31 protein-coding genes and 1 tRNA gene are annotated in these 25,558 nt (G+C 67.5%); 11 read left to right on the forward strand and 21 right to left on the reverse strand.

The features are described from left to right. Positions 1–339 precede the first annotated feature (339 nt). On the forward strand, positions 340–1,605 hold the full coding sequence (locus tag AUR65_RS04395; protein ID WP_058568888.1) for a hypothetical protein: 1,266 nt from the start codon (positions 340–342) through the stop codon (positions 1,603–1,605). 145 nt (positions 1,606–1,750) lie between these two features. Here the strand turns inward: AUR65_RS04395 and AUR65_RS04400 are convergent, their stop codons facing one another. Further along, complete coding sequence (locus tag AUR65_RS04400; protein WP_058568889.1) at positions 1,751–2,161, reverse strand: hypothetical protein; 411 nt, start codon at positions 2,159–2,161, stop codon at positions 1,751–1,753. Positions 2,162–2,178: 17 nt separating this feature from the next. Further along, positions 2,179–2,556, reverse strand: coding sequence for a hypothetical protein (locus tag AUR65_RS04405; protein WP_058568890.1), 378 nt, complete (start codon positions 2,554–2,556; stop codon positions 2,179–2,181). 260 nt (positions 2,557–2,816) lie between these two features. On the opposite strand from AUR65_RS04405, the gene AUR65_RS04410 reads away from it, so the two are divergent. Both AUR65_RS04410 and AUR65_RS04415 read left to right on the forward strand, forming a co-directional pair. Then, positions 2,817–4,007: a redox-regulated ATPase YchF gene (locus AUR65_RS04410; RefSeq protein WP_058568891.1), complete on the forward strand. Its 1,191-nt coding sequence runs from the start codon at positions 2,817–2,819 to the stop codon at positions 4,005–4,007. Positions 4,008–4,061: 54 nt separating this feature from the next. After that, positions 4,062–4,445, forward strand: coding sequence for a hypothetical protein (locus AUR65_RS04415; protein WP_058568892.1), 384 nt, complete (start codon positions 4,062–4,064; stop codon positions 4,443–4,445). A 45-nt stretch (positions 4,446–4,490) separates the two neighbouring features. Here the strand turns inward: AUR65_RS04415 and AUR65_RS04420 are convergent, their stop codons facing one another. Beyond that, on the reverse strand, positions 4,491–5,105 hold the full coding sequence (locus AUR65_RS04420; RefSeq protein ID WP_058568893.1) for a GNAT family N-acetyltransferase: 615 nt from the start codon (positions 5,103–5,105) through the stop codon (positions 4,491–4,493). 113 nt (positions 5,106–5,218) lie between these two features. After that, a complete protein-coding gene (locus AUR65_RS04425; protein ID WP_058568894.1) occupies positions 5,219–6,532 on the reverse strand; it encodes a 5'-deoxyadenosine deaminase in 1,314 nt (437 codons plus the stop codon). A 377-nt stretch (positions 6,533–6,909) separates the two neighbouring features. On the opposite strand from AUR65_RS04425, the gene AUR65_RS04430 reads away from it, so the two are divergent. Continuing rightward, on the forward strand, positions 6,910–7,629 hold the full coding sequence (locus AUR65_RS04430; RefSeq protein ID WP_058568895.1) for a helix-turn-helix domain-containing protein: 720 nt from the start codon (positions 6,910–6,912) through the stop codon (positions 7,627–7,629). Between the two features lie 271 nt (positions 7,630–7,900). Here AUR65_RS04430 and AUR65_RS04435 read toward each other — a convergent pair. The 6 genes from AUR65_RS04435 to AUR65_RS04460 form a co-directional block, all read right to left on the reverse strand. Further along, positions 7,901–7,975 (reverse strand) — tRNA-Glu (locus AUR65_RS04435). An 84-nt stretch (positions 7,976–8,059) separates the two neighbouring features. After that, on the reverse strand, positions 8,060–9,217 hold the full coding sequence (locus tag AUR65_RS04440; RefSeq protein ID WP_058569132.1) for a metal-dependent hydrolase family protein: 1,158 nt from the start codon (positions 9,215–9,217) through the stop codon (positions 8,060–8,062). Between the two features lie 96 nt (positions 9,218–9,313). Further along, positions 9,314–10,177, reverse strand: a complete 864-nt coding sequence (locus AUR65_RS04445) for an MOSC domain-containing protein (RefSeq protein WP_058568896.1) — start codon at positions 10,175–10,177, stop codon at positions 9,314–9,316. Next, positions 10,178–10,927: a proteasome subunit alpha gene (gene psmA2, locus AUR65_RS04450; RefSeq protein WP_058568897.1), complete on the reverse strand. Its 750-nt coding sequence runs from the start codon at positions 10,925–10,927 to the stop codon at positions 10,178–10,180. A 160-nt stretch (positions 10,928–11,087) separates the two neighbouring features. Beyond that, on the reverse strand, positions 11,088–11,270 hold the full coding sequence (locus tag AUR65_RS04455; protein ID WP_058568898.1) for an HVO_2922 family protein: 183 nt from the start codon (positions 11,268–11,270) through the stop codon (positions 11,088–11,090). Between the two features lie 68 nt (positions 11,271–11,338). After that, complete coding sequence (locus AUR65_RS04460) at positions 11,339–12,253, reverse strand: hypothetical protein (protein WP_058568899.1); 915 nt, start codon at positions 12,251–12,253, stop codon at positions 11,339–11,341. Positions 12,254–12,517: 264 nt separating this feature from the next. On the opposite strand from AUR65_RS04460, the gene AUR65_RS04465 reads away from it, so the two are divergent. Beyond that, complete coding sequence (locus AUR65_RS04465; RefSeq protein ID WP_058568900.1) at positions 12,518–13,003, forward strand: hypothetical protein; 486 nt, start codon at positions 12,518–12,520, stop codon at positions 13,001–13,003. Positions 13,004–13,036: 33 nt separating this feature from the next. Here AUR65_RS04465 and AUR65_RS04470 read toward each other — a convergent pair whose 3' ends face one another. Genes AUR65_RS04470 through thyA form a run of 3 tightly spaced genes read right to left on the reverse strand, consistent with a single transcriptional unit; the run spans position 13,037 to position 14,789 of the window. Then, the gene (locus tag AUR65_RS04470) at positions 13,037–13,243 is read right to left on the reverse strand and encodes a DUF4177 domain-containing protein (RefSeq protein ID WP_058568901.1); all 207 of its coding nucleotides are present in this window, start codon (positions 13,241–13,243) and stop codon (positions 13,037–13,039) included. Then, entirely contained in the window at positions 13,240–13,794 is a 555-nt protein-coding gene (locus AUR65_RS04475) for a dihydrofolate reductase (RefSeq protein WP_058568902.1), read from the reverse strand. Before AUR65_RS04475 ends, AUR65_RS04470 begins: the two co-directional genes overlap by 4 nt. Then, the gene (gene thyA / locus AUR65_RS04480) at positions 13,791–14,789 is read right to left on the reverse strand and encodes a thymidylate synthase (RefSeq protein ID WP_058568903.1); all 999 of its coding nucleotides are present in this window, start codon (positions 14,787–14,789) and stop codon (positions 13,791–13,793) included. The genes AUR65_RS04475 and thyA overlap by 4 nt, the downstream gene beginning before the upstream one ends. Positions 14,790–14,905: 116 nt before the next feature. Between thyA and AUR65_RS04485 the strand changes: the two genes are divergently transcribed. Beyond that, positions 14,906–15,484, forward strand: coding sequence for an MBL fold metallo-hydrolase (locus AUR65_RS04485; protein WP_058568904.1), 579 nt, complete (start codon positions 14,906–14,908; stop codon positions 15,482–15,484). Then, positions 15,481–15,627, forward strand: coding sequence for a hypothetical protein (locus AUR65_RS19675; RefSeq protein ID WP_158250820.1), 147 nt, complete (start codon positions 15,481–15,483; stop codon positions 15,625–15,627). Before AUR65_RS04485 ends, AUR65_RS19675 begins: the two co-directional genes overlap by 4 nt. Here AUR65_RS19675 and AUR65_RS04490 read toward each other — a convergent pair. Beyond that, complete coding sequence (locus AUR65_RS04490; protein ID WP_058568905.1) at positions 15,596–16,354, reverse strand: SDR family oxidoreductase; 759 nt, start codon at positions 16,352–16,354, stop codon at positions 15,596–15,598. The genes AUR65_RS19675 and AUR65_RS04490 overlap by 32 nt on opposite strands. A 105-nt stretch (positions 16,355–16,459) precedes the next feature. Then, positions 16,460–16,750 carry a DUF5827 family protein gene (locus AUR65_RS04495; protein WP_058568906.1) on the reverse strand — a complete coding sequence of 97 codons (291 nt, stop codon included), beginning with the start codon at positions 16,748–16,750 and terminating at the stop codon, positions 16,460–16,462. A gap of 160 nt (positions 16,751–16,910) precedes the next feature. Between AUR65_RS04495 and AUR65_RS04500 the strand changes: the two genes are divergently transcribed. Next, positions 16,911–17,336, forward strand: coding sequence for a DUF7522 family protein (locus AUR65_RS04500; RefSeq protein WP_058568907.1), 426 nt, complete (start codon positions 16,911–16,913; stop codon positions 17,334–17,336). Between the two features lie 115 nt (positions 17,337–17,451). Here AUR65_RS04500 and sod read toward each other — a convergent pair whose 3' ends face one another. From sod to AUR65_RS04515, 3 genes are all read right to left on the reverse strand, one after another. Further along, complete coding sequence (gene sod / locus AUR65_RS04505) at positions 17,452–18,051, reverse strand: superoxide dismutase (RefSeq protein ID WP_058568908.1); 600 nt, start codon at positions 18,049–18,051, stop codon at positions 17,452–17,454. Positions 18,052–18,188: 137 nt separating this feature from the next. Further along, a complete protein-coding gene (locus AUR65_RS04510; RefSeq protein WP_058568909.1) occupies positions 18,189–18,794 on the reverse strand; it encodes a DJ-1/PfpI family protein in 606 nt (201 codons plus the stop codon). Positions 18,795–18,880: 86 nt separating this feature from the next. Continuing rightward, on the reverse strand, positions 18,881–20,329 hold the full coding sequence (locus tag AUR65_RS04515; RefSeq protein WP_058568910.1) for a cryptochrome/photolyase family protein: 1,449 nt from the start codon (positions 20,327–20,329) through the stop codon (positions 18,881–18,883). 389 nt (positions 20,330–20,718) lie between these two features. Between AUR65_RS04515 and AUR65_RS04520 the strand changes: the two genes are divergently transcribed. After that, positions 20,719–21,486 (forward strand): hypothetical protein, encoded by a 768-nt coding sequence (locus AUR65_RS04520; protein WP_084816546.1) that lies wholly within the window; start codon positions 20,719–20,721, stop codon positions 21,484–21,486. Positions 21,487–21,560: 74 nt separating this feature from the next. Here the strand turns inward: AUR65_RS04520 and AUR65_RS04525 are convergent, their stop codons facing one another. Then, positions 21,561–22,244 carry a 6-hydroxymethylpterin diphosphokinase MptE-like protein gene (locus tag AUR65_RS04525; protein ID WP_058568912.1) on the reverse strand — a complete coding sequence of 228 codons (684 nt, stop codon included), beginning with the start codon at positions 22,242–22,244 and terminating at the stop codon, positions 21,561–21,563. 188 nt (positions 22,245–22,432) lie between these two features. Beyond that, entirely contained in the window at positions 22,433–23,572 is a 1,140-nt protein-coding gene (gene folP, locus AUR65_RS04530; protein WP_058568913.1) for a dihydropteroate synthase, read from the reverse strand. A 142-nt stretch (positions 23,573–23,714) separates the two neighbouring features. Between folP and AUR65_RS04535 the strand changes: the two genes are divergently transcribed. Together AUR65_RS04535 and AUR65_RS04540 are read left to right on the forward strand one after the other, a co-directional pair. Continuing rightward, a complete protein-coding gene (locus tag AUR65_RS04535; RefSeq protein ID WP_058568914.1) occupies positions 23,715–24,302 on the forward strand; it encodes a hypothetical protein in 588 nt (195 codons plus the stop codon). Then, positions 24,299–25,078, forward strand: a complete 780-nt coding sequence (locus tag AUR65_RS04540) for an RNA methyltransferase (protein ID WP_058568915.1) — start codon at positions 24,299–24,301, stop codon at positions 25,076–25,078. Before AUR65_RS04535 ends, AUR65_RS04540 begins: the two co-directional genes overlap by 4 nt. 10 nt (positions 25,079–25,088) lie before the next feature. On the opposite strand, the gene AUR65_RS04545 is transcribed toward AUR65_RS04540, so the two are convergent. Further along, positions 25,089–25,550 carry a MaoC family dehydratase gene (locus AUR65_RS04545; protein WP_058568916.1) on the reverse strand — a complete coding sequence of 154 codons (462 nt, stop codon included), beginning with the start codon at positions 25,548–25,550 and terminating at the stop codon, positions 25,089–25,091. Positions 25,551–25,558 lie beyond the last annotated feature (8 nt).

Below are 25,558 nucleotides of genomic sequence, written 5' to 3' on the forward strand. Positions count from 1 at the left end.
AAAGCCCACTAGACTTCGGTCTAGTGGGCTTTTTTCATTTACAGCGAGCGGCACGCACGTCCGCTCGACTCCCTACACTAACAGCGACCGCGTTTCGGTCGCGTCTCTCCTCTCGTCCGAGAGTGGCAACGCTCTCAGTTTGCCCCGAATCCACGGACACTCGCTCGCGTTCGACTGCGAGAGTGTTTCGACGTGGCTCGGTCAGTCGTTCGGCGCGAAAGTCGGCGAAATCGACAGACGAAGGCCCGATTTCGAACGCGTTGATTGGGATGAAATTCAGCGAAAACCGGGGTTACGATTCTCCCCTTTTACCGTATCAGGGTTAGAAGGGAGGGTTGCATGCGCGGCAGCAAACACCTCACCGTAGTCATGGTCGTTGCGATGCTCGCCGTCGCGATGGTCCCCGGGACCGTCGGTGCAGCGAGCACCGATGCCCTCCAGGTCGGCGTCACACAGGACGCCGACACGGGCGACGCGACAGTGACCGTGACGCGGAACGAGACGGCCGTCGAGAACGCGACGGTCGTCGTCGAATCGAGCGGTAACTACTCCGGGAACGGAACGTACGCGACGGGCGCGAACGGAACCGTCGACCTCCCCAATCCGCAGGAGCGCGTGAACGCGACGTTCACCGTCACCGAGGGGAACAACACGACCAGCACGTCCGTCGTCCTCGTCCCGCTCGACGAGTCGCTCGACATCGCCGTCGAGGCTGACGACGCGAACGACACGCTCACCGCCACCGTCACCCAGTACGGTGAGGCCGTCAAGGGCGCGTCCGTCGTGGTCAACGGGAGCGCGTACGACAACGGAACGTACGAAACGGACGCCAACGGCACCGTCGAGGTCGCCGAACCGACGACCACGACGAATCTGACGTTCGTCGCGACGACCGACGGCCTCACCGCCGAGACGACGGTCGCTGTCGACGCTGACGACCTCTCCATCGCCGTCTCGCAGGACGAAAACGAGTCGGTCACCATCACCGTGACCGAAGACGGCGAGGCCGTCGAGAACGCCTCGGTCGCGGTCGACGGGAACTACACGGACGCGGGCGAGTACGAGACGGACGCCAACGGTACCGTCGAACTCATCGCGCCCCTGCAGACCGTCACGGTCGATGTGACCGCTGAGTACGACGGTCTCTCCGCGGAGACGACCGCAACCCTGCAGGGCGAGGTCGCCGCGGACGATCCCTTCGGGCAGCTCGTCAGCAGCTTCGTTGAGCGACTCAAGGACACGGGTACTGACGGTCCCCTCGGACAGGCCGTCTCCGACTTCGTGACCGAGAACAACCCGGGTAACGCCGACGACAAGCGTCCGGACCACGCCGGCCCGAAGAACAGCAGCGACGGAGCTGACGGCGAGGAGGACGCACCCGGAAACTCCGGCAAGGCCAAGAACGGTAACGCGGGCGGCCCGCCGGAACACGCCAACAACGACAAGGCGAGCGACGAAGACGACGAGGAGACCGCCGAGACCGAGCAGGCCGACACCGAGGATACCGAGACCGACGACGACGCTGACGACGAGTCAGAAGACGACGACGAGTCGAACGGTAACGGCAACGGTGGTGGCCCGCCGGAACACGCCAACAACGACTAACGACTCGAACACGGGTTTCCACGCAGCGCGCGTGGGTCTTGGGTTTCACCCTTCGTCCGCGTCCGGGCGGATACTGTGGTTCAGAGGCACCCCCACATCCACATACGCCCCGGCCGTCGTTGTCAGAGACTGACGGTCGGACGACTCACTCGCCCGACGCGACTTTTTCTATCGAAACGTCACCGAGCGCGCCGACGAGCGCCGGCTCGACGTCGAACCGTCGAACCGCGAGCCGTGCGCCCGCGACCACGAGGTCGTCGTCGACGCGGGCGGGCGCGCCGCTCGGATACCACGCCGAGTCGTCGGACGCGCTGACGCTCGACCGAAGCGACTCCCGGAGGCGACGGTGCGCGAACAGCGTCGAGACGAACGCGAGCGACGCCGCGAGCGTGACACCGCCGTCGTCGAACGCCGCGTCGGTCGCTTCCGCTCTGGCCGTTTCGAGCGCGCCGGCGACCGCGAGCGACTGCCTCGCGTGGTCGTCGTCGGTGAGCGCGCGTGCGAGCGCGGCGTCCTGAATCTCTCGAATCGCGGTCTCCGTCGTCGGGTCGGTCATCGGTGACGCTGAGCGGTTCAGGCCCCGTCGAGCGGTGGCACGCGAAGCGTGTGGTCGACGACGGTTTCGTCCGGCCGGAGCGTCACCGTCCCGAGGAACACCGTCTCGCCCTCGGCGGCGTCGGTCGCGACGGTCTGAAGCGTCTCCCGCTGGTCGAGTTGTTCCCACGTGACGCGCTCGACGAGGCGCTGGAACGCGTCGGGGTCGGTCCACCCCGAGTCGATGTCGGACGGGACGTTGACCACGAATCGGAGTTCGGTCTCGGTGACGTGGATGCCGACGCGGAACGTGTCGGCGTCGGTCGCGTCGTCCGGCGAGGGCTCGGTGGCGGCCGCGTCGTCGGTCGCGTTCGACGCGGGTGCGGTTTCGCTCGCCGTCTCGTCGGGGTCGGTCATGCCCGGCAGTCGGGGACGTGAAGACAAAGATGCACCGGACACGAAGGAACGACGCCAGCCACGGAACACCGTCGGTTTGTGAGTGCGACCCGGTCCCTGCCCGCCACGAACCCGCCGACGGAGTCGGTTCTCCCACGCTCGACCCCGGGGGTCGAGCGTGGATAATCACCCTCCTCGACCCCGATAGCGTGTGAATTTCACGCACAGCGAGACGAACGTCGAACGGTTATTAGCGTTCGAGACACCAGTCCGACCAACGAATGAGTTACAAGATCGGTCTCGTCGGAAAACCGTCCGTCGGGAAGTCGAGTTTCTTCAACGCGGCGACGATGAACGACGTGCCCGAGGGCGCGTATCCGTTTACGACTATCGACCCCTCCATCGGCGAGGCGTACGTCCGCGTCGAGTGTGCGGCCCCGGAGTTCGACGAGTCGTGTACGCCCTCGGTCGGCTACTGCGACCACGGCATGCGGTTCGTCCCCGTCAAACTCGTGGACGTGGCGGGGCTCATCCCCGGCGCGCACGAAGGCAAGGGCCTCGGGAACCAGTTCCTCACCGACCTCAACGAGGCGGACGTGCTCGTCCACGTCGTGGACTTCTCCGGTGAGACGGACATCGAAGGTGAGGCGACGGAGGGCCACGACCCCCGCGAGGACATCGACTTCCTCGAAAACGAACTGGACATGTGGTATCTCGACGTCCTCGAGAAGGGTATCGACCGCTACCGCTCGGGCTATCACGGCGAGGACAAGGACATCGAAGTCGACCTCGCGGAGCAGATGTCCGCGTTCAAGACGAACAAGGACGAAATCAAGCAGATAATCCTTTCTCTCGGTCTGGAACTCGACCCCGACGAGTGGGACGACGCGGACAAGGAGTCGCTCGCCCGCGAGATTCGAAAGCGCACGAAGCCGATCATCATCGCGGCGAACAAGATGGACAAGCCGGTCTCTCAGGAGAACTACGAGGAAATCACGGCGGACCCCGACTACGAGCACCTGACGTTCGTCCCCACCTCGGCGCACGCCGAGAAGGCGCTGAAGAAGGCCGACGAGGGCGGCGTCGTCGACTACCGCCCCGGCGACGACGACTTCGACATCGTCGGCGACGTGAGCGACGAACAGGAGGCGGGTCTCGAACAGATACGCGAGTTCGTCACCGAGTTCGGCGGCACGGGCGTCCAGCAGTCGCTCGAGAACGCGCTGTTCGACGTGATGGGCGCCATCGCCATCTTCCCCGGGAGCGCGAACGGTAAGAGCGACTCGCAGGGCGTCTTCCGCGACTGCTTTATCCTCCCCGAGGGCTCGACCACCGAGGACTTCGCGTACCACCTACACTCCGACATCGGCGACGGTCTCCTCCACGGTATCGACTGCCACTCGAAGCGCCAAATCGGGTCGGACCACGAACTCACACACCGTGACGTGGTCGAAATCGTCTCGACGAACTGACTCTCTCGGACGCCAACCGCAACACCGTTATATCCGTGGCTGTAGGACCCGGGTATGGGTGAGGCCGAAACGACGGCCGCGACACTTGACGTCGAGATTGGGGGTCTCGGCGGCGAAGTGACGCTGGCCGACTTGTTCCCGTCGTCGTGGGTCGAGTCACATTGTCAGGCGGCATCGATTAGTGAATTCCTCGAAGAGAGCGGTTTCGCGGTCGCAGACCAGGAGTCGTTCGAGTCGATACCGACCCACGAGTTGGACCGGTACGTCGACGCGAACACCGAGTTCGACGACTGGCAGGCGATGCTCTCCGCCGGCGTCGAGCGCTACGTGCTCGAACAGGCGGGCACCGGCGACACGGCCGCCGACGAACTCGAGGCGGTCGAGGGGAGCGACTCGGCGGAGGCCGAGACCGAAGACTCCCTCGAAGCCGGCGTCTGAACGCGGGCGCGGGCGCTGAGCCGGACGACGGGAAGGGGACTCGGTTCAGGCGGAGTTGTTCTGTTCGGTGTCGTCGACGAGCGCCGCACCGCGGGCGAGCGCGTCGTCCCACCAGTCGCAGTCGCGAGCGTCGGCCACGGACAGCGGCGCGTCGGGTTCTTCGGGCCGGTCGCCCAGGTCGAGGCTCCACCACTCCACGTCGTGCCACGCGTCGTGTTTGTAGCCGACGCGCTCGAAGCGGCCGACGCGCTCGAAGCCGAACGACTCGTGGAAGGCGATGCTCGCGGGGTTCGGCGTCGTGATGACGGCGACGGCCGAGACGTAGCCCTGCCGTTCGAGCAGGGCTAAAAGCGCCGTGTAGAGGCCGCGGGCGACGCCGCGGCGCTGGAAGTCCGGGTGGACGTAAATCGAGGTCTCGACGGCCCACTGGTAGGCGATACGCTCTCGAATCGCTCCGGCGTAGGCGTAGCCGGCCACCTCGCCGTCGAGTTCGCAGACGAGCCACGGGTAGCCGGTCTTCTTCTCCAGTTTCGCTTCGAGGTCCGCGACGCTCGGCGGGTCGTAGGCGAACGAAATCGCGGTGTCCTCGACGAACGGCGCGTAAATCTCCCGAATCGCGGGGAGGTCGGACGCCGTCGCCGCGCGGAGGCGGACAGTCATGACTCAGGTGGGGTCGCGCGGAGAGAAAGATGCGACGATGGCGGCGGGCCTCGCGGGTGCGGCCGTCGCGTACGAGGTTGGTCTCGCGAGGCGGTCTCGTGAGTGGGGTTCCCTCAGTCGCCCGTCGGTGCCGCGTCGAGGCCGTCGGCGACCGCCTGCGCCCGCTCGCGGATGTCGTCGGCGTCCGCGCGGACGTGTTCGCCTCCGTCGTAGAGCACGTCGCCGTCGACCATGGTGAACACCACGTCGTCGCCGTGGGCGGAGAACACGAGGTGCGAAAGCACGTCGTGTATCGGCGTCGCGCGGGTGAGGTCGGTGTCGATACCGACGATGTCGGCTTTCCACCCCTCGCGGAGTTCGCCGACGCGGTCGAAGCCGGCGGCCTTCGCGCCGTTTCGCGTCGCCATCTGGAAGACGGTCGCGGCGGGCGTGCTCGTCGGGTCGAGCGCGTCGACCTTCTGGAGGAGACTGGCCTGCCGCATCTCGGTGAAGGGGTCGAGCGTGTTGTTGCACGGCGGGCCGTCGTTGCCGAGCGCGACGTTGATACCGCGGTCGAGGTAGTCGGGAATCGGCGCGATGCCCGACGCGAGTTTCATATTCGACGACGGGCAGTAGGTGACGTGCGTGCCGGTCTCGGCGAGGACCTCACGCTCTGACTCGTCGGTGTGGACGCAGTGGGCCAGTACCACGTCGTCGCCGGTGATACCGACTTCGTCGAGCCAATGGATGTTGCGCATGCCCGTCTCCGCCTCGACGGTGGCGATTTCGTCGCGGTTCTCGCTCGCGTGCGTGTGGATGCGGACGCCCTCGTACCGGTCTGCGAGTTCGCGGACGCCCCGCAGACACGCTTCGGAGCAGGTGACGGCGAACCGGGGCGTGACGGCGTACTGGATGCGGCCGCCGAAGCCGTCGTGGTAGCGCTCGATGAGGCGCTCGGACTCGGCGAGGCCCGCGTCGGTGTCTTCCTGTAACCCCTCGGGCGCGTTCGTGTCCATGAGCACCTTGCCGATGCGTCCGCGGATGCCCATCTCGCCCGCGGCCTCGAACGCCTGCTCGGCGTGTCGGACCGAGAGGTGGTCGACGACTGTCGTCGTCCCGGACTCGATGCATTCGAGATAGCCGAGTTCGGCGGCGACGCGCATCCCCTCGGCGTCGAGACCCGCCTCCATCGGGAGCACGTGGTCGAACAGCCAGTCCAGCAGTTCGGTGTCGTCGGCGATGCCGCGGCCGAGCGACTGCACCGAGTGGACGTGCCCGCCGACCAGCCCCGGCGCGACGATACCGAACTCGCGTCGCTCGTGGTCTGGATACCGCTCTGTCAGGCCCGAGCGCGCTCCGACCGCGACGATTCGGTCGCCGTCGACGACGACGGCCCCCTCTTCGATGATGGTGGACGCGTCGATGACCACCGTTCCCGCGAGTAACATTCTTGTGCGGGTAGACGACCGGGCGTAAAATAGGTGGTGACCCGGCCGCCGTCCGAGGTTGGTTGGAGTGATCGGGTGCGGTCGGTGGTGGGGTTGGGGTTGGTCGGAACCGGACCCCGTGGACGAACGGACCTGCGGGACGCGAACGCGTGTTCGAAAGAGCGAGTGGAAACCACGCCTGACGGGTCACGCGCCGCGTCGGTGTCCGTCCGTCGCGATTCTCACTCCGTGCCCGACGACCCTCATCGTTACGTTAGCACCTGCTAACTCACTCAGGAGTAACGGACGAAAGCCGATTCTAGTTCCAGGTGAGCCCCAAACGAAGCAGGTGATAAATTAGTACATGCTAAGTTCCTCCGCGACAGAGTAACCGATGAATGCGTGAGTTCGAATTCGTCGTTCGCTTTTCCGAGGGCACCGACGAGCTGATGGACCTGTTTTACGAGTATCCGAGTCTGCGCTCCCGGTCGTCGGTCTGTTCGTCCACGGAGGACGTGATGTGGCGGGTCGACCACGTCGTCGGCACGCCGGAGGCGCTGTCGGCGTTCGAGGAGGTGTTCCTCGACGAGACGCGGTGCAACGAGTGTCTCGACGCCCCCGACTGCCACACCCACCGCAACTACCACGTCCTCGACCGGTCGGACAACTCGATGACCGTCTACACCTACCGCGAGGAGGTGAGCAACTGCCACTCGATTCCGCGCTACGTGCTCGAACACGTGGGACCGGGCGTCATCTTCGAGTCGTCTCGCCGCGCGGGCGCGTACCGCTGGCGCATCCTCTACCCCGGCGACCACCCGCTCGGCGAACTGTACGAGACCATCGAAGCGCAACTCAGAGAGGGTCTGCAGTTGGACGTCGAGCACCTTTCGAGCGCCGGTAACTGGGACGCCGAGTCGCGCATCGCGGCCGACCTCTCGTCGGCCCACTGGGAGGCGCTCGAAACCGCCGTCGAACACGGCTACTACGAGCGCCCGCGCAAGGTGACCGTCGAGGACCTCAGCGAAGTGCTCGACGTGCCGCGCTCGACGGTTCAGTACCGACTGCGAACCGCCGAGGACCTCGTGATGTCGCAACTCGGCGACCCGGAGGCGTAGCCGGAGGACAACGCTCGGAGACGTCGGCTCGAACCCGCACGCGACGACGGACCAGCGATAGCGCACACGCTCGTCGGTCAAGTCAGGCGTCGCAGTCGTATTTCGGACTCGAACGCTCGCTGTCGCTCGCGGTTCGGGAATTGAGAGAAGTGCTCCGTCAGGGATTCGAACTCACTCGCAACGCGCTGCGTTGCTCGCTGCTCGAACCCTTCTGTTGCATCTCGGGCCAGAACACGCTCGCTGTCGCTCGCGGTTCGGGAGTTGAGAGAAGTGCTCCGTCAGGGATTCGAACCCTGGTCATCACCGTGAGAGGGTGATATGATTGGCCGGACTACACCAACAGAGCACGTTGGTACATCCTTTCGTATTGCTCGTGATTGTAAAAGGTTGTCGCTTCAAATCGGGTGTGATACCGACTGCCGTGTTGCGATTAGACGACCCGCTCGCCCTCGCGGTACACCTGCTGGACCGTCCGCCACGCGCCGGCGTCCTCGCTCGGGTCGGCATCGAGGACGACGAGGTCCGCGACGTAGCCCTCGGCGACCTTCCCCACGTCGTCCAGTCCGAGGAGGTCCGCGCCGCCGACGGTCGCGGCTTCGAGGGCCGCCGCGGGCGACAGGCCGTACTCGACGAGCAGTTCCATCTCGCGGAGCGCGTTCTCGCCGTGGTCGTTGAACGGCGTGCCCGCGTCGGTCCCCATGGCGATTTTCACGCCGGCGTCGAGCGCGTGTTCCCATGCGGTTTCGAAGCGCTCGGCGGCGTCCGCAGCCTTTTCGACCGCCTCCGGCGGGATGCCGGCCTCGACGCCCGCCTCGACGATTTCGCGGACGGCCGAGGCCGTCGGTACCCAGTACGTGCCGTGGTCGACCATGAGGTCGGCGGCCTCCTCGTCCATGAACATCCCGTGTTCGACGCTCGAAATCCCCGCGCGGGCGGCGTTTTTGATACCTTCCTCGCCGTGGGCGTGGGCCGCGGTCGGGACGCCCTTCGCGCTCGCGGCCTCCACGAGGGCGCGAATCTCCGCTTCCGTGAACTCGGGCGCGCCCGTGACCGCGCCGGACGTGAGGACGCCGCCGGTCGCCATGCACTTCACCACGTCCGCGCCGCGCTTCAGTTGCTCTCGGGCGGCCTTGCGAACCTCGTTCGGACCGTCGGCCTCCCGGCCGAACCAGTGGCCGTGGCCGCCGGTCATGGTGATGTTCTCCCCGGCGGCGAGGACGCGCGGCCCGTCGAGTTCGCCGTCGGCGACCGCGTCCTTCGCGCTCGTCGCGAGGTCACCGGAACTCCCGAGGTCGCGGACGGTCGTGACCCCTGCCTCCAACGTCTTCCGGAGGTTGGCCGCCGCGCGATAGCAGGCGCGTTCGACCGGTTCGGACTGGTAGGCGGCCACGTCGGGGCGACCGTCCATCATGAGGTGGACGTGGGCGTCGACGAGGCCCGGCGCGACGACCGCGCCCGAAAGACTCCGCGTCTCGCCTGCTGTCTCGTCGCCGACGGACGCGATGCGCCCGGTCGACTCGTCTATCACCACGTTCGCCTCGCGGGCCCCGTCGGCGTCGACGACCCGCACATCGGTAAGCGTGAACATGGCTCTCTCAATCGGGGGAGACGACGTAAAGCCGCGGATGTCGGCGAGGTGGAACCGCACGACTGCGGAGGTTCGAACGCGACGAAAAGAACCGACTCACTCGGAGACGATGTCGCCGACGGTGACCGCGTCACCGACCGACAGCGTCTCGCCCCACGACGACTCCGGCACGGCGGTGTTGACCATGAGTCGGAAGTCGTGGTCGAACCAGTCGCCGCCGGACCACTCGGGGAGCGTCTCGCGGCGCTTCCTCACGAGCGTCGTCCGGAAGTCCGCCGTCTCCTCGCCCGTGTCGGGGTCGCGGCTCGGGACGACACAGCGCTGGCAGGGGTTGACGCCCTCGAAGGCCGCCTCGCCGACGGTGAACTCGACGACCGTTCCGCGCCGGTCGAACAGGTGGTCCTCCCAGAAGGGTTCGGTCGCGTCTAGGACGAGGTTCGGCCGGAGGCGGCGGCGCATCTCGTCGGCGTCGATGCCGTCGAACCACGAGGCGACCGCGTCGAGCGTCCCCGTCGAGATGACCGTCGGGCCGCTGGCCTCGGTGTCGTCGGGGAACCCGCCGGCGGGGTCGCGCCGGAGTTCGACCGGGTAGCCGAAGTACGCCGAGAGCCAGTCGTCGGCCTCGGCTATCGGGCCGTCGTAGTCGTCCATCTCGGGGGCCGAGAGTTCGACCGTCCCGTCGGCGAGCGAGACGGAACTCCGGATTCGGTGGACCGCACGCTCACGCTTTCCGTTGACGTACTCGCCGTCCTCGTCGAAAATCGCGTACTCGCGGTCGCCGCGGAGCCCGCCGTTCTCGACGATGTCGGCGGCGGCGACGAACTCGGCGTCGAGCGACTTCACGGGGTAGACCGCGATGCGGTCGAGCGTCACGGCCGCCGCGCCGGCGGCCGCGGCCGCTGTCGTCCCCGCCTCGGTCGTCGCTGAGGTGTTATCGCCGGTCGGGCTCCCGTCTGTCATCTACTCCTCGCTTTCGTCCGTCTCGTCGGACTCGTCGTCCGCGGTCGCGTCGGCGAACAGCTCGGCGATGGTCTCCTCGTCGACGATTTCGTAGCCCGCCTCGGAGACGGTGACGAGGTTCAGCTCGTCGCTCTCGATTTCGTCGTCGGCCGCGACGAGCGCCTCGACGGCGAGCGCGAGGCCGTCTTCGAGCGACAGGTTCTCGGCGTACCCGTCTTCGAGGGCGGCCTGCACGTCCTCGCGGTGGCCGCCGATGGCGACCGCCTTCCACTCTTGGGGCGTCCCGGACGGGTCGGTCGCGAAGAGGCGACCCGAGCCGTTTTCGACGCCGCCGATGAGAAGCGACGCGCCGTACGGGCGAGTGCCGCCGGACTGCGTGCTCTCTTGGATGTTGTCGGTGATGGTCTTCGTGAGCGTCTCGACGCCGATGGGCTCGCCGTAGCGCAGGTGCTCGCGCTGGGCGGTCGTCCGCGCGAAGTCCACGAGCTTCCGCGCGTCGGCGACGTGGCCGGCCGTGGCCGCGCCGAGCGCGTCGTCGAGTTTGTGCAGTTTCTCGATGCTTTCCGCTTCCATGAGTTCCGACGGGGTCGACCGGAGCGCCGCCAGAACGACGCCGTCGGCGGTGCGCACGCCGAGGACCGGCGCGCCGCGCTTGACGGCCTCGCGGGCGTACTCGACCTGATAGATGCGTCCGTCAGGGGAGAAAAGCGACGTACCGCGGTCGTAGGCCTGCTTGTCGTTTCGGTTCATCGTGCGACCTCCTCGCTCGTGTCGGCGACGTTCGTCATTACTCTTCGGTCAGTTCCGGAGGCGGAAAAAGCCTCCACACCCGGCATCGGTGTGGGGTTCACGCTCGAACCGCCGGACGCGACGCCGATTTCCGACGAATAGCCGGCCTGAAACCCCGTGATTACTCCTCGACGACGTCCGCGTCGGGGGCGTTCCGCTTCACGCTCTCGATTCCCTGCTTCGCCTTCTGTTTCGACGCGTAGCCCTCGCCGGAGTCGGCGAGGATGTTCCCGTTGTCGTGGACGAGTCGCCACCGGTAGTCGTCCGCCGCGTCGACGAACACTTCGAAGTGCGCCTTGCTCATATCAGGAGAACTGTTGTCAGCGAAGAAAAGTGTACTCTCCGGCGTCGGACCGTGCCCCCGAAACCGACCTACGCCGCCTCGGGTTCGAGGGCGTCGGCGTCGACTTCCAGCAGTCGCTCCTCGCAGTCGTCGCAGCGGACGACGAACACCTCCCACGACCGGCAGCACGACTCGGCCGTCTCCGAGCCGAACCTGACGTCGCCCCCGCAGGCGGGACAGCGGTCGAGGTAGATGCGGAGCCCTCTCGCCAGCGCGCTCCGCTGTTCGCCCGTCAGCCGGTCCCAGTCGTCGAGGCGACCGTCGAGGGCGGCGTCGGCGGCCACGTCGGCGACGAGCGCGGCGCGCGACTCCCACGTGCCGATGGTGGTGCCGTCGACGACCGCGACGAACCACCGGTTCCGAGACCGGGATTCCAGCGAGATGTCGTCCGCGTCGAGTCCGGTGAGGGCGGCGAGTCGCCGGCGAATCGCCGAGTCGTCGGTGCGCGCGACTTTGTCGTTCCACGTCGCCTCGAAGTCGGGGTCGAGTCGAAGCTCGTCGCCGGTCTCGTCCCAGTCGAGCGCGCCGGCGTTCAGGAGCGCCCGCTCCACATCTAACTCCTCGGCAGCCTCGCCGCCCTCGTCTAACTGGCCCGCCTCGACCTCGTCGCTCGGCGACTCGGCACCGGCGTCGCCCCCGGTCTTCGCGCCGGCCTCCGCGGACCCGACGCGGGTCGGCGTCGGCTCCTTGTCGAACCAGCGGAGGACTCGGTCGGGGAAGTACGTCTTCGTGAGCGTCGGCGTGCCGGGAATCAGGTAGCCGCGGAAGTAGATGGCCCCCGCGAAGAGGGCGAACGAGACGAGCGCGAGGGGCGGCCACGCGACGCCGAGCAACAGGCTGAGCGCGGCGGCGATGACGACGTTCACGATGGTACACGGCGTACACCGGTTTTCGCCGGTGTACTCGGGCTGGCGGAGTCGGTCTGTAAGTGTCGAGGCGGTCATAGCGAGGGAAACTACGTTCCCTGTTATGAGGGCTCACCCGTCAATAAACCTACCCGTCACCTGACGCGAACCTCACGGATGCTCCGCGACGCGGATGTCCCGCCGGACCGACGGACGACTCGCAGACGAACACACGGACGGGCTCACAGACGGACTCACAGATAACTCGAATACGGCCCGCAGACGACGCGTGGCGGTCTTCGACGGCCCTTCCGATAGCACGCCTCACGCCCCGTTTATCGCTCCGCGGCGCGTCTATCGACTATGGCATCGTACCCCGCTATCGCCCTCCTCGCGGTGTTTTTCGTCGGTCTCGTCGCCGGTTCCGCCGTCGTCGCCTACTCCATTCCGACGGAGACGACGACTCCGCCGACCGCCTCGATGACCACCGCGACCGGCTGTCTCCTCCCGGACGAGACCGCGCCCAGTTCGTGGGTCGGGCGGGTGCCCGCCGGCGACCGGGCGACCGTCGCGTTCAACCGGACCTTCGCGCACGACGCTCCGAGCCTCGCCGTCAGCGGCGAACTCGATTCGTCCGAGGACGGCGTCTACGTCTACCGAATCACGACCGCCCCCGACGAAGACGAGCAAAAAGCGCCGTCCGACGACTGCGTGCCGCGCACGAGACTCGACGCCGTCGTTTCCGTCCCGAGCGACTACGACTCGGTCGCGGTCACGTTCGACGGCGAGGAGCTAGTCCGGTTCGAAGGCGGCGACTCCTCGCCGCTGTTCCGGACGCTCGAAGGCTGAAGACGAGCGGGTGAAAACGGGGAACGACGAATCTCAGCGCTTCGGTCGCTTGAACACGAGCGCCGTCTGCCCGCTGTTCGCGCCGGCGCCGCGCGAGTCGGAAATCGTGTCCACGAGTTCCCAGCCGTCGCCGCCGAGGGAGTTAAGGGCGTCTTCCATCGGAGAGGTGTCGCCGCTGAACAGGCCGCCGTCGGCCGTGCGGACGATTTTGTACTCCCAGCGACTTCCAGCGTCGCTCACGATTGCACCTCACGACGCTCGTACGTGACGAACGAGAAGCCGTCTCGGTCGTCGCGGTCGGTCTCGACCCACGCCTCGCGGTCCCACTCGGGGAACCGCGTGTCGCCCTCGTGAGCCGCGTCGAGTTCGGTGAGAACCAGTCCCGCGGCGCGGTCGAGGAACTGCTCGTAGACGGTCGCGCCGCCGACGACGTACACCGTCTCGACGCCCATCTCGGCGGCCGCGTCCTCGGCGGCGGCGACCGCGGCTTCGACGGAATCGACCGCCTCCGCGCCCTCGGGGAGGTCGAGGTCGCGGGTCGTCAGGACGACGCTGTGGCGGTCCGGAAGCGGGCCGTCGAGCTGGCGGGCGATGCTCTCGTAGGTCTTGCGGCCCATCACGACCGGATGGCCGGTCGTCGTCCGCTTGAAGTGCTTCAGGTCCTCGGGGAGGTGCCACGGCATGTCGCCGTCGCGGCCGATGACGCGGTTGTCGGCGACGGCGGCGACGAGGACGAACCGGACCGCGGCGTCGCCCTCGGTTTCGGACCCGGCAGACTCCTCGCCGTTCATTCGGCCACCGCGAAGCGAATCCCGTCGGCCGGGTCGTAGTCGCGGAGGACGATATCCTCGAACGAGAGGTCTTCGAGGGGCACGTCGGCCACGTCCAGCGTGGGGCGCTCGCGGGGTTCGCGCGAGGCCTGCAGGAGCAGACCGGGGACGTGGTCGTAGTCCTCCTCGCCCTCGGCCTCCTCGGGTGCCGCGTCGAGGAGCCACTCGCGCACGTCGAGATATCCTTCGGGGGAGTCCACGTCGGCGAGGCGGGACTGGAGTTCGTCGAGGTGGTCGCCGTACCACGCGCCGCGCTGGCCGGTGCCGCAGTAGACGTGGGCGTCGACGATGGTGTGGGCGAACGACCCGAGTTCGAAGCCGGCGCGCTGGGCGACGACCTGCGCGAGGATGGCGTACGCCGCGAGGTTGAACGGGACGCCGAGCGCGATGTCGCCCGAGCGCTGGGTCAAGTGGAGGTTGAGTTCGTCACCCTGCACGTTGAAGACGAACGTGTAGTGACACGGCGGGAGCGTCGAGACGGCGGCGTTGGCGGGGTGCCACGCGTTGATGACCATCCGGCGGGAGTTCGGGTTCTCTGCGAGCGTGTCGAGGACGTACGCGAGCTGGTCGAACGTCCCCTCGTCGTTCATCCAGCGGTGGTCGTCCTCGGGCCACGCCTCACCCGAGAGCCCTTCCTCGGGGACGGGGTAGCGCCGCCAGAATCGGCCGTAGGCCGTGTCGAGGTGGCCCTCCTCGTCGGCCCACGCGTCCCAGATACCCGTCTCCTCGCGGAGGGTGCGGATGTGCTCCTCGCCGGAGAGGTACCACAGCAGTTCGTGGATGAGGGAGTTCCAGCGGAAGCCCGAGAGGTCCTTGGTCGTGAGAAGCGGGAAGCCCTCCTGGAGGTCGACGGTGTAGTGCTTCGAGAAGCCCGAGATGGTGTCGACGCCCGTTCGGTTCGGTTTGTGTCGCCCGGTGCCGAGAACGTCTGTGACGAGGTCGAGATATTGGCGCATGAGAGGTGCCCTGATTGGCTGTTGGTCATCGTCGGTCCCTCTAAATCCTACCGTCCTCGGCCCGGATTTCCGCAGCGCCCACAACACGGAATAGCCCGCTTTTCGTACCTGTGCCCATGATTCGCAATCTCGCGCAGGGAATCCGAGTCTTCACGAGCAACGCATTCCTCGTCGACGGCGAGACCACCGCGCTCGTGGACGCCGGGGCGAACTTCGACGTGGTGCCGAAGGTCCGCGAGTTCACGGATTCGCTCGACGCGGTGTACCTCACGCACACCCATCCCGACCACATCGGGAACGTGGACGCCGTCCGCGAGGCGTTCGACGTGCAGACGTGGGGTTACGACACCGGCAACCTCGCCGTGGACAAGCGCATCGACGACGGCGAACGCGTCCAAATCGGCGACGACGTGTTCGAGGCGGTCCACACGCCGGGTCACAAGGACGACCACCTGTGCTTTTTCTCCCGCGGGTCGGGCGTCTGTTTCGCAGGTGACCTCGTTTTCGCCAACGGCGGGTTCGGTCGGACCGACCTCCCCGAAGGAGACCGCGGCGCGCTCGTCGAGAGCATCGACCGCCTGCGCGAGGTCGTCGGCGACGGCTTGACCGAACTCCACACCGGCCACGGGCCGAGCGTCACGACTCGCCCGAGCGAGGACCTCGAACTCGCGGCGCGTGCAGCGCGGACGAGGTGAGTCGCCGCGTCGGACTCGCCGCTCGCCGCACCGGCCTCACCGACCTCACCGACCTCGCCGACGGCATCGACCGCATCGACCGCATCGACGCCTCGCCAACTCGTTCTCGTTCTATCGGCTCGTGTAGCCGCCGTCGACGGTGAGCGCCTCGCCCGTCGTGAACGACGCGCCGTCGGAACAGAGCCAGACGACCGCGGAGGCGATTTCGTCCACGTCGCCGAGGCGGTTCATGGGGTGGAGCGACTCGATTCCCTTCCGGGCTTCGGGGTCGTCGAGGCCGCCCTCGCCGAGCAACGGCGTATCGACGAAGCCCGGACACACCGCGTTGACGCGGACGCCCTGTTCGGCGTACTCGATGGCCGCGGTCTTCGTCAGTCCGAGGACGCCGTGCTTCGCGGCGACGTAGGCGCTCGCGTTCGCGAAGCCGACTTTCCCGAGAATCGACGCCATGTTGACGACGACGCCGCCGTCGCCGTCGAGCATCGCGGGAATCTCGTGTCGCATCGACCGCCAGACGCCGTTGAGGTTCACGTCGATGACCTGTTGCCACTCGTCGAACGAGAGGTCGGCGGCCGGTTTCTGCGCGCCGCCGACGCCCGCGTTGTTGCAGGCGAAGTCGAGTCGGCCGTACTCGGAGACCGCCGTCTCGACCATCGCGGCGACGGCATCGCCGTCTGTCACGTCCGTCTCGACGAACGTCGCCGTCCCGCCGGCCTCCTCGATGCGCGCGACGGTCTCCTCGCCGCCCTCCACGTTCACGTCGGAGACGACGACCCGCGCGCCCTCTGCGGCGAACGCCTCCGCCGTCGCGCGACCGATTCCCGAGCCAGCACCAGTTACGACTGCGACTTCGGTGTCGAATTGAGTCATAGTACGATAGAGAATACAACTACTTGACAGATAACCGTTCGTGCGACTCTCACGTCGGAAGAACGTCGCGGACGGCGAACCGTGCGAAGGAGGGCGTGACCGTGGTTACTCTTCGACTTCTTCGGGGACGGCGTCGGGATGGAGGCCGAAGTAGCCCGGTTCGTCGCTCCGGGGGTCGTTGATGACGAAGTCCTCTTGGTTGGCGACGATCCACGGAATCGTCCACTGGACGATGCGGTCTTCGGTCTCCTCTGCGAGGTCGTCCTGCGGCGACAGTCCCTGCATCAGGCGGGCGATTTCGCCCACGGTGTACATGTAGTCTGGGTCGAGGATGTCGGCGGGTTCGTACAGGAGGTACCCGTAGAGGGTGTCGAACTCGTCTTTCGGCTTGGGCATACCAGAGGCTTCTCGGCCGACGGGCAAAACCCCGACGACCGCGGGCGGCGGGGGCGGCGGGGGCGGCGACCCGCGGCCCCGCGCCCGCTCTCCGAGCGCCCGTACGGGCCTCGACGGCCTGATGAGCAGGCTTATCTGGGGCGACGCGAGACCCGAAACGATGAGCGACGCCGCCGCACGACTCGTCGAGACCTTCCGAGACTTCGGTGGGGACGACCTCCGAGACCTCTGGGTCTTCGACCACCACGGCTACGAGCACCTCTATCTCCGGGCGGACGTCTCGGACGCGCTCGAATGCCTCGACATCTCCCGCTTCATCGACAACGAGCGATTCGGGTACGTCACGAGAGACACCTACGAGACGCTGTACTACGCGGACTACGGCTACACGATCCGCGGATTCGACTCCTTCGAGCAGTTCCGGACCTTCGTCGGTGACCGCCCGACCGGCGTCCTCGCCAGCTTCGACCGCGGGACGGACGGCCGCGACTTCGCCGCGCTGAACGACCGGGTCCGCGCGCTGAACGACGAGTTCGACGGGGCGGAACTGTTCAGCGATCCGACTGCTCGCGACCGCCAGCCCTGAGCGGCGGGCCGCATTCGCGAGAGACGGCTCTGACGGCTCTCAACACTCACTTCGGTGCCAAGAGCGCCGCCGCTGGCAACGTCGCGTCCGAAAGAAAAGTCGGGATGTACCGGGTTTACTCGAAGAGTTCGACGGCCTGGTCGTAGCGGGCGGCAGGTTCGTCCCAGTCGACGACCTCGAAGAACGCGGAGACGAAGTCGCCGCGGGCCGGGCCGTAGTCGTGGTAGTAGGAGTGTTCCCAGACGTCCAGCGCGAGAATCGGGTGGGAGCCCCAGAGTGCGCCCTGGTCGTGCTTGTCGACGACGACGTTCCGAAGCTGGTTCGAGAACGAGTCGTACACGAGAAGCGCCCAGCCGCCGGCCGCGCCGGCCGCCGCTTCGAATTCGCCCTTCCAGGCTTCGTAGGAACCGAAGTCCTCCGCGATGCGGTCTGCGAGCGCACCCTCGGGCTCGTCGCCGCCTTCCGGCGACATGTTCTGCCAGAACAGGTCGTGCAGAATGTGGCCGGAGCCGTTGTGGGTGACGTTGCGGAGCGCGCCGGCGGACGAGCTGAACTCGCCTGCGTCGCGGTTCTCGGCGAGGGTCTCCTCGGCCGCGTTCCAGCCGTTGACGTAGCCCTGGTGGTGGGTGTCGTGATGCCACGTCAGCACCTGCTCGGAGATGTGCGGTTCAAGGGCGTCGTACTCGTACGGAAGCGGGTCGAGTTCGTAGCTCATAATGTGTAACCTCCGTATCATGGGTCGGTCGGAATCCTGTTAAAACTTGAGGAGTGGTATGCTAGCATAAACCACGGCCAACGGGTCGCTATCGGTCGATTTCTCCGCTTCGAGAAACTCCGGTTCGCGCGAGCGTGTCAGCCGTCGAACGGCTTCGTCCGGCGCTCGTACTCGATTTCGGTCGAGACGGCGTCGGCGATTTCGGCTCCGAACTCCCGTTCGACGAGGTGTAACGAGAGGTCGAGTCCGGAGGTGACGCCGCCCGCGGTGAGCACGTCGCCGTCGTCGACGACGCGCGCTTCGACGACTTCGGCGGCCGTCTCGCGGAGGTCAGAGAGCGCGCCGCCGTGAGTGACCGCGGGGCGACCGTCGAGGATGCCGGCGCGTGCGAGGAGCATGCCGCCGGTACAGACGCCGGCGACGGTGGTTCCGGCCTCGTGGAGCGCCGCGATGGCGTCTGGAATCTCGCCTTTCTCGGCCTCCGCCCACGCGCTCTGGTCGGCGCGGGAGTTCCAGCCGCCACCGGGGACGACGAGGAGGTCCGGGCGGTCGGTCTCGGGGTCAAGGACGCCGTCGACGCCGACGCGCATCCCGTGGCTCGCGGTCACGAACTCGCGGTCGTCGAGCGCGACGAGTTCGGCCTCGCAGTCGGCCCCGGCCGCGCCGGCGTTCTGGAACACCTCGAACGGCGCGACGGCGTCGAGTTCGTCGAAGCCGTCGTAGAGGATGATGGCGACGTGCATGGATTCGGAGTCGGCTCCCGAGGAGAAAGTCGTTCGTGCCGCGGCGACCGAGGTCAAAAAAAACAGCAGGCGGGGTCAGTCGTCGCTCAGTCGTCGCCGCGGGCGGCCTCGAACATCGAAATCGCCCGCTCGCGGCGCTCGGAGTGGTCCACGATTGGCTCCGGGTAGTCGGGCGCGAGACGCTCGCGTTCGAGGTCGGTCAGTTCGTGCCACTCGTGGATGGTGTTGGCCGTCACGTCCGAGAGCTCGGGGACGTACCGCTTGATGTACTCTCCGTCGGGGTCGTAGCGCTCGCCCTGCGTCATCGGGTTGAAGATGCGGAAGTACGGCTGCGCGTCGGTCCCGGTGGAAGCGGCCCACTGCCAGCCGCCGTTGTCGTTCGCGGTGTCGTGGTCCGCGAGGTGCTCGCGGAAGTGCGCGTAGCCGTGTCGCCAGTCGCACAGGAGGTCCTTCGTGAGGAACGACGCGACAATCATCCGGACGCGGTTGTGCATGTACGCCTCCTCGCGAAGCTGTCGCATCCCGGCGTCGACGATGGGATAGCCGGTTTTGCCCTCCTTCCACGCCGCGAGTTCCTCGGCGTCGTCGCGCCACGCGATGTCCTCCTCGTACTCCTTGTAGTTCTCCGTGACGACGTTCGGGTGCTCCCGGAGGACGTGGGCGTAGAACTCCCGCCACGCCAACTGCGACTGGAACTCCTCGACCGACTCGTCTCTCTCGCCGCCGACGCCCTCGCGGGCCGCGGCGGTCGCCGCGTACACCTCGCGGATGCCGATGGTTCCGAACTTGAGGTCCGTCGAGAGCCGGGACGTGGCGTCCCGCGTCGGGTAGTCGCGGTCGTCGGCGTAGCGGTAGATGGCGTCCGCGCAGAACGCCGACAGGCGCTCGCGGGCCGCCTCGGTCCCCGCCGACTGGACCGATGCCGACGGCTCCTCGAAGCCGAGGTCCGAGATAGTCGGCAGGTCGCCGACGGCGACGTCGAACTCGTCGTCAGCGAAGCCCTCGGCCGCTGTTTCGAGCGTGGCCGCGTCGGCGAGGTCGTCGGCCTCCGGTTCCGGATACGGGTCGGGCTTGTCGCGGTCGCGCCACTTCTTCCAGAAGTAGGTGTAGACGGAGTAGGTGTCGCCCGCGTTGGTCGTGATGCTCCCCGGCGGGTGGAAGATGGCGTCGTGGACCGGTTCGCGCGCGACGCCGGCGTCGTCGAGGGCGAGGCGCACGTCTGCGTCGCGCTCGCGGGCGAGCCCGGAGTAGTCGATACCCCACGTGGCCCGCTCGGCGTCGAGCGCCGCCGCCACCGCCGGCACGACGGTCCGCGGGTCGCCGCGGGCGACGAGCAGGTCGCTCCCGCGCTCTCGGTACGCGTCGCGGAGTTCGGCGAGCGCGTCGAGCAAGTACCTGACGCGGGGCGCGCCGGCGTGGTCGAGCACGTCCCGGTCGAAGACGAAAAGCGGGGCGACGGGGCCCGTCTCGGCGGCCGTCGCGAGGCCGCGGTTGTCCGCGACTCGCAGGTCCCGGCGGTGCCAGTGCAGTTGCATAGCCGCGCCTCAGGACGGCGGCTATGTCAATGTAGCGGCAGTCCGGCCCCGACGTGCGACTGAAATCGGTCGACCCGTCCGTTCGAGCGAGCTTAATCGCCCGGAGACGCTGGAAATGGCTACCTACCGTGCCCAACGGCGGTCGTTCGGCCGTTTTCGGACGCCTGCTGGCATGAATATGGTACGATAGTCGACCCTCGCGGCGACGCGACTGTCTCGGGTAATGTGATGTTATCGACCGAAGTCCGGCACGGGAGTACGTTTACGTTCTTGCTATCTGGTGTACCCAGTTCATACCTATACCGCGTCGTGCCCACGGTTCTGGTATGTCCGGGCATCGCTTCCTTCCTGACTCCGCGGTCCGAAAGCCGCGTCTCCGCTCCCCGCTCGTGTTTCCGCTTCTCCTCTTGACGTTCGTCTGCGGAACGCTCGGGTGGCTCGTCTGGGTGCCGTACGGCGTGTTCCTCGGCGTGCTCCCACCGGTCGTCGTCTTCGGCGTCGCGTTCGTCGAACTCTCGTCTACCTCGTCGTCGCCGCCGATGCTCCCGTCGGCGCGCCCGTCGCCGCCGCTCTCGCTCGACGGCCGCGTCGACCTCACCGCCGCGCTGCACGGCGCGGGCGTCTTCGCGACCGACGCGGACGACAGCCTCTCGCTGTCGCCGCAGTTCGCCGACGACTGGCGCACCCGCATGCTCGAAACCGAGGGCAGAAGCCGCGACCGCGAGGCGCTTGCGGGGCTCCTCGGTGTCGACCCGGACAGAGTCGAGATGGGGTGGAACGAGCGGGGGCTGTTCGCACGACTCGACCGCGGAACCGTCGGCCAGTGGGCCTCCCGCGCCGCGTTCGTCGCCGACCTCACGGCGGTCGCGACGTTCCGCCGGTACTACCCCGAGTGGTGGCGGCTCTCGACGGCGGACCGAAACCGGGTCCTCGGTGCCCTTCGGCTGTGTCTCCGCACGTGTCCGACCTGCGACGGCGCGGTCACGGTCGAGACCGAGCAGGTGGGGTCTTCCGAGCGCGACGGGACGAAACGGCGCGTCTCGGCGACCTGCCGCGGGTGCGACGCCTCGCTGTTCGACGGCGTGGTCGAGCAGTCGGCGGCCGAACAGTCCGGGTCCGACGAGGGTGCCGGCGTGCACCCGCAGAACACGCGGTAAGCGAGGCGCGAGCGCGAGGAACGCCGCACCGACAGGCGGGACCACACCGACGAGCGGGCGTGAGAACGGGACTCTCAGGGGAGCGAGTCGATGCCGTCGCGCCGACCATCGAGAACCGAAAAACGCTCTCCGCGGCGTCGTTCGAGCCACCGGAGCAGGCGCTCTGCCCACCGGAGTTTCTGTGCTTTCATCGCGTCCACGGCCGGGTCGTCGAAGTCCCACCCGGCGAAGACGAGCCGTTTCGCACCGAGTTCGTCGGCGATGAAGGCCGCACGGTCGCCGTCGGTGAAGCCGCCCCAGTTGACGACGGGGCCGACCGGGGCCGCCTGCGTCGTCCCGAGGACGTGGTCGGCGTCGAACCGCGGCACCCACTCGCGGACCGCGGGGAGGTTGTCGCCGTGGGCGTGGGCCGCGACGGGGACCCCGGACTCGGTCAGTTCGACCGCCGTCTCGGGGTTCTTGTCGAGGTCGGTCACCATCAAATCGAGGTCGAATCCGGCGTCTCGGACCGCGTCGGCGGCGGTGGAGGCGGCGACGACCACGTCCACGTCGGGGTCGTCGAGTCGGTCCAGTTCGCCGTCGAGCGTCGGGGCCGCCCCGCAGACGGCGACGGTCGCGCCCGCCCAGTCCAGTCGGTCGCGGTCGAAGGGGCTCACGAGGTCCGCGAGCGCGTCTCTGGCGCGTTCATCGCCGGTTCGGTCGAAGCCGAAATCGTCGAGAATCCGTTCGTAGACGGGTTCCCACGTGGTGAAATCCATGGTGTAGCTGTCGCTCAGAATGTAACTGTATGGGCCGGAATGGCACTCGTGTACCCCTACCCGCGTGCCCTTCCGGCGTCCACAGGACCGTTTTAGAGTCGGATGGTATAAGTTTTCTCTTAGTAGAACGGTCAACGTCTGCCGAACGTCAGACGAATAGACGGGTCTGGTACGCGATACCGTACCAGTCAGTTCGTCGCCCGCTCGACCGTCTCTAAGGCGGCTTCGAGGGCGTCGGAGGCGTCCGTGACGAGGGTCGAAACCCGGGCGAGCGCGGCGGGACTCCCGACCAGAAGCGCGCCGGTGTCACCAGCGGCGAGGACGGCTCCCGCATCGCCGGCCGCCGCGGCGAGAGCCTCTCGGTCGTCGGCCCCGAGCCCCTCCAGTTCGAAGACGCGCGTGACGCTCTCGGCGGCGACATCGCGGTTCGCACCGACGCGGTCGAGGTGTCTGGCGGCCTCGCCGGGCGTCGTCACGTCGAGTTCTTCGACCGATACGTCGCCGGGTTCGCGGACGCGGCGGCGCTTGAACTCGTGGCCGATGAGGGCGGCGTCACGGGTCTCTTTCACGTCGTGGGTCCGGACGATGTGCACGCCGCGTTCGACCGCCATCGAGGTGGCGGCGAGGCTGACGGGCAGGGCCTCCTCGGTCGAGCGGCCGGCCACGTCCCGGAGGAAGTTCTTGCGGTTGATGGAGACCAAGATGGGGTAGCCGTAGCCGCGGAACTCCCGCAGGCGGTCGAACGTCTCGCGGTCGTGTTCGAGCGTCTTCGCCTCCGACCAGCCGCCGAAGGCGGGGTCGAGGATGGTCTTGTCGGTGAAGCCGTTCAGTTCGAGGGCGTCGTAGATGTCGTCGACTTCCTCTATTGCGCCGGGGCGGGTGAGGTCCGGGGGACTGGCCATCTTGGCGACGGCGGCGTCGAACTCCTCGCAGACGCGGGGCATCTCCGGGTCGGCGAAGCCGCAGATGTCGTTGACCATGTCGAAGCCGCCGTCGAGCGCCGCTTCGGCGACCTCGTGGTATCGCGTCTCGATGGAGAAGACGGCGTCGCCGGAGACGCTGTCGAGGACCGAAAGCGCGGTGTCGAGCCGGTCGAGTTCGTCTTCAGCAGACAGCACGTCGAGGCGCTTGTTCGCCGATTCGAGGCCGACGTCGACGATGTCGGCTCCCTCGTCGATGAGTTCGCGGTCGACGTACTCGGCGGCCTCGCTCGGGTCGTTGAACACGCTCGGCTTGTACGGGGACTCCTTGGAGACGTTCAGCACACCCATGATTCGCGGCGGGTGGTCGTCGCCGATTTCGAGTCCTGCCGCATCGACGGTTCGCATACCCGCCGGTTGGACCACACGAACATATGCCGACCGGTCGCGGAAGACGCGTCGAGTCGCCCCGCGGTGGCGGCTCGCCGTCTCTCGCGGACGGCTGACCGGCATCACGCCATTTTTATCCGCCGCTCGGCTACCTCGGACCATGGCGAAGGTCAGCGTCGGACTCCGCGGATGGCGGTTCGAAGAGTCCGAGATATTCACCGACGAGGGCGAGTTCAAACCGCTCGACGAGATTCCCGAGGACCCCCGGGAGCGACTCATGCGCCTCGTCTCGCTCGTCGAGGAGCCGTGCGACGCCTGCTATCTGGTCCACGGCGACGAGGAGATTCAGAACTGCCGACAGGCGTCCATCGTCTACGGCGAGCCCCGCGAGGAGGTGCTCCTCTGCGAGCAGCACGAACCGGACTTCCTCTACTGGTTCCGCGAGGAGGACGGCCGCGACCTCGTCGGCGACGCGGTGTTCGCCGACGCCTTCCACGAGTGGTTCGCCGCCGGCGGCCGGGCACCCGACGGCTACGGCGGACTGGAGTACGTCGACACCGAACCCGACGAACTGCCGTCGCCGCCGGACGCGAACGAGATTCAGCGCCGGCTGGAGGAGAACTTCGTCGAGGGCGAGCGCATCAACCTCCGCGACTACGGCCCCGACGCGGACGACGAGGACGCGACGCCCCTGACCGAAGACGACCTCGACGGTGTCGACCTCGACACGGACTACCCGACGAAATGAGCGACGACCCAGACGCCGGTTCCGCCGGGGACCGCGAGTTCGTCGTCGTCGTCGTCGAACCCGAGACGCCCGGCAACGTCGGGACCATCGCGCGGGCGATGAAGAACTTCGGCATGTACGACCTCCGCCTCGTCGACCCGCCGGAGCTGGACCCCGATGGCGAGGCCTACGGCTTCGCCGGCCACGCCCGCGAGGACGTGCTCCCGAACGCCACCGAGACGACCCTGGAGGAGGTCGTCGAGGAGTTCCACACCATCGGGACGACCGCGGTCTCCCACGAGGACTCCACCCGGCACATCCGCTACCCGTTCAAGACGCCGGTCGAAATCGCCGACTCGCTGGAGTCGGTGGAGACGAAGACCGCGCTCGTCTTCGGCCGCGAGGGGACCGGCCTCGACAACGAGGAGTTGGCCATGCTCGACGAGGTCTGTTGCATCCCCGCCGACGACCGCTACCCCGTGCTCAACCTCGGGCAGGCGGCGACGATTCTCATGTACGAGCTTCGCCGGTTCACCGTCGAGGAGACGCAACTCCCGGACGTGGAGCGCGAGCGCGCCTCCGAGGCCGAAATCGAGGTCGTCTACCGCTTTTTCGACGAACTGCTGGACGCCGTGGACTACCGCGAGCACAAGCGGACCAAGACCTCGCGGATGATGCGCCGACTGCTCGGTCGCGCCCACCCGACCGAGCGGGAGGCCGCGACGTTAACCGGCGTGTTCCGCCGCGCCGCCGAGGCCGTCCGCGACCCGGACCGCTTCCGCGACGACGAGAACTGACGCGTCCGCGCTACTCCCCGTCGCCGTCTCGCCGGGCGAACATCACGTAGCTCACGAACGAACAGACCTTCTCTACCTCGCCCGACTCGCGCTCGGCGCGGGTCGTCGTCCGAATCTCCACGAGGCCGCGACTGTCGGTCTCGGCGGTCGTCTCCAACACCTCGTTTTCCACGACGAGCGTGTCGCCCGGGTACACCGGCTTCCACCAGCGAAGTTCGTCGACGCCCTTCGCGCCGAGAGACGCCGAATCGGCGAGGAAGCCGTCCACGAGCAGGCGCATCGTCATCGACGTGGTGTGCCAGCCGCTGGCGATGACGCCGCCGTACATCGACTCGGACTCGGCGCGCTCCGGGTCGGTGTGGAACCACTGCGGGTCGTACTGCTCGGCGAACGCCAGAATCTCCGATTCGGTCACGTCGTACTCGCCGAACTCGTGGGTGTCGCCGACCGCGAAATCCTCGAAGAACTGCATGGCCCCCC

Origin of the sequence: Haloferax marisrubri, assembly GCF_001469875.2 — an archaeon.
Lineage (GTDB): Archaea > Halobacteriota > Halobacteria > Halobacteriales > Haloferacaceae > Haloferax > Haloferax marisrubri.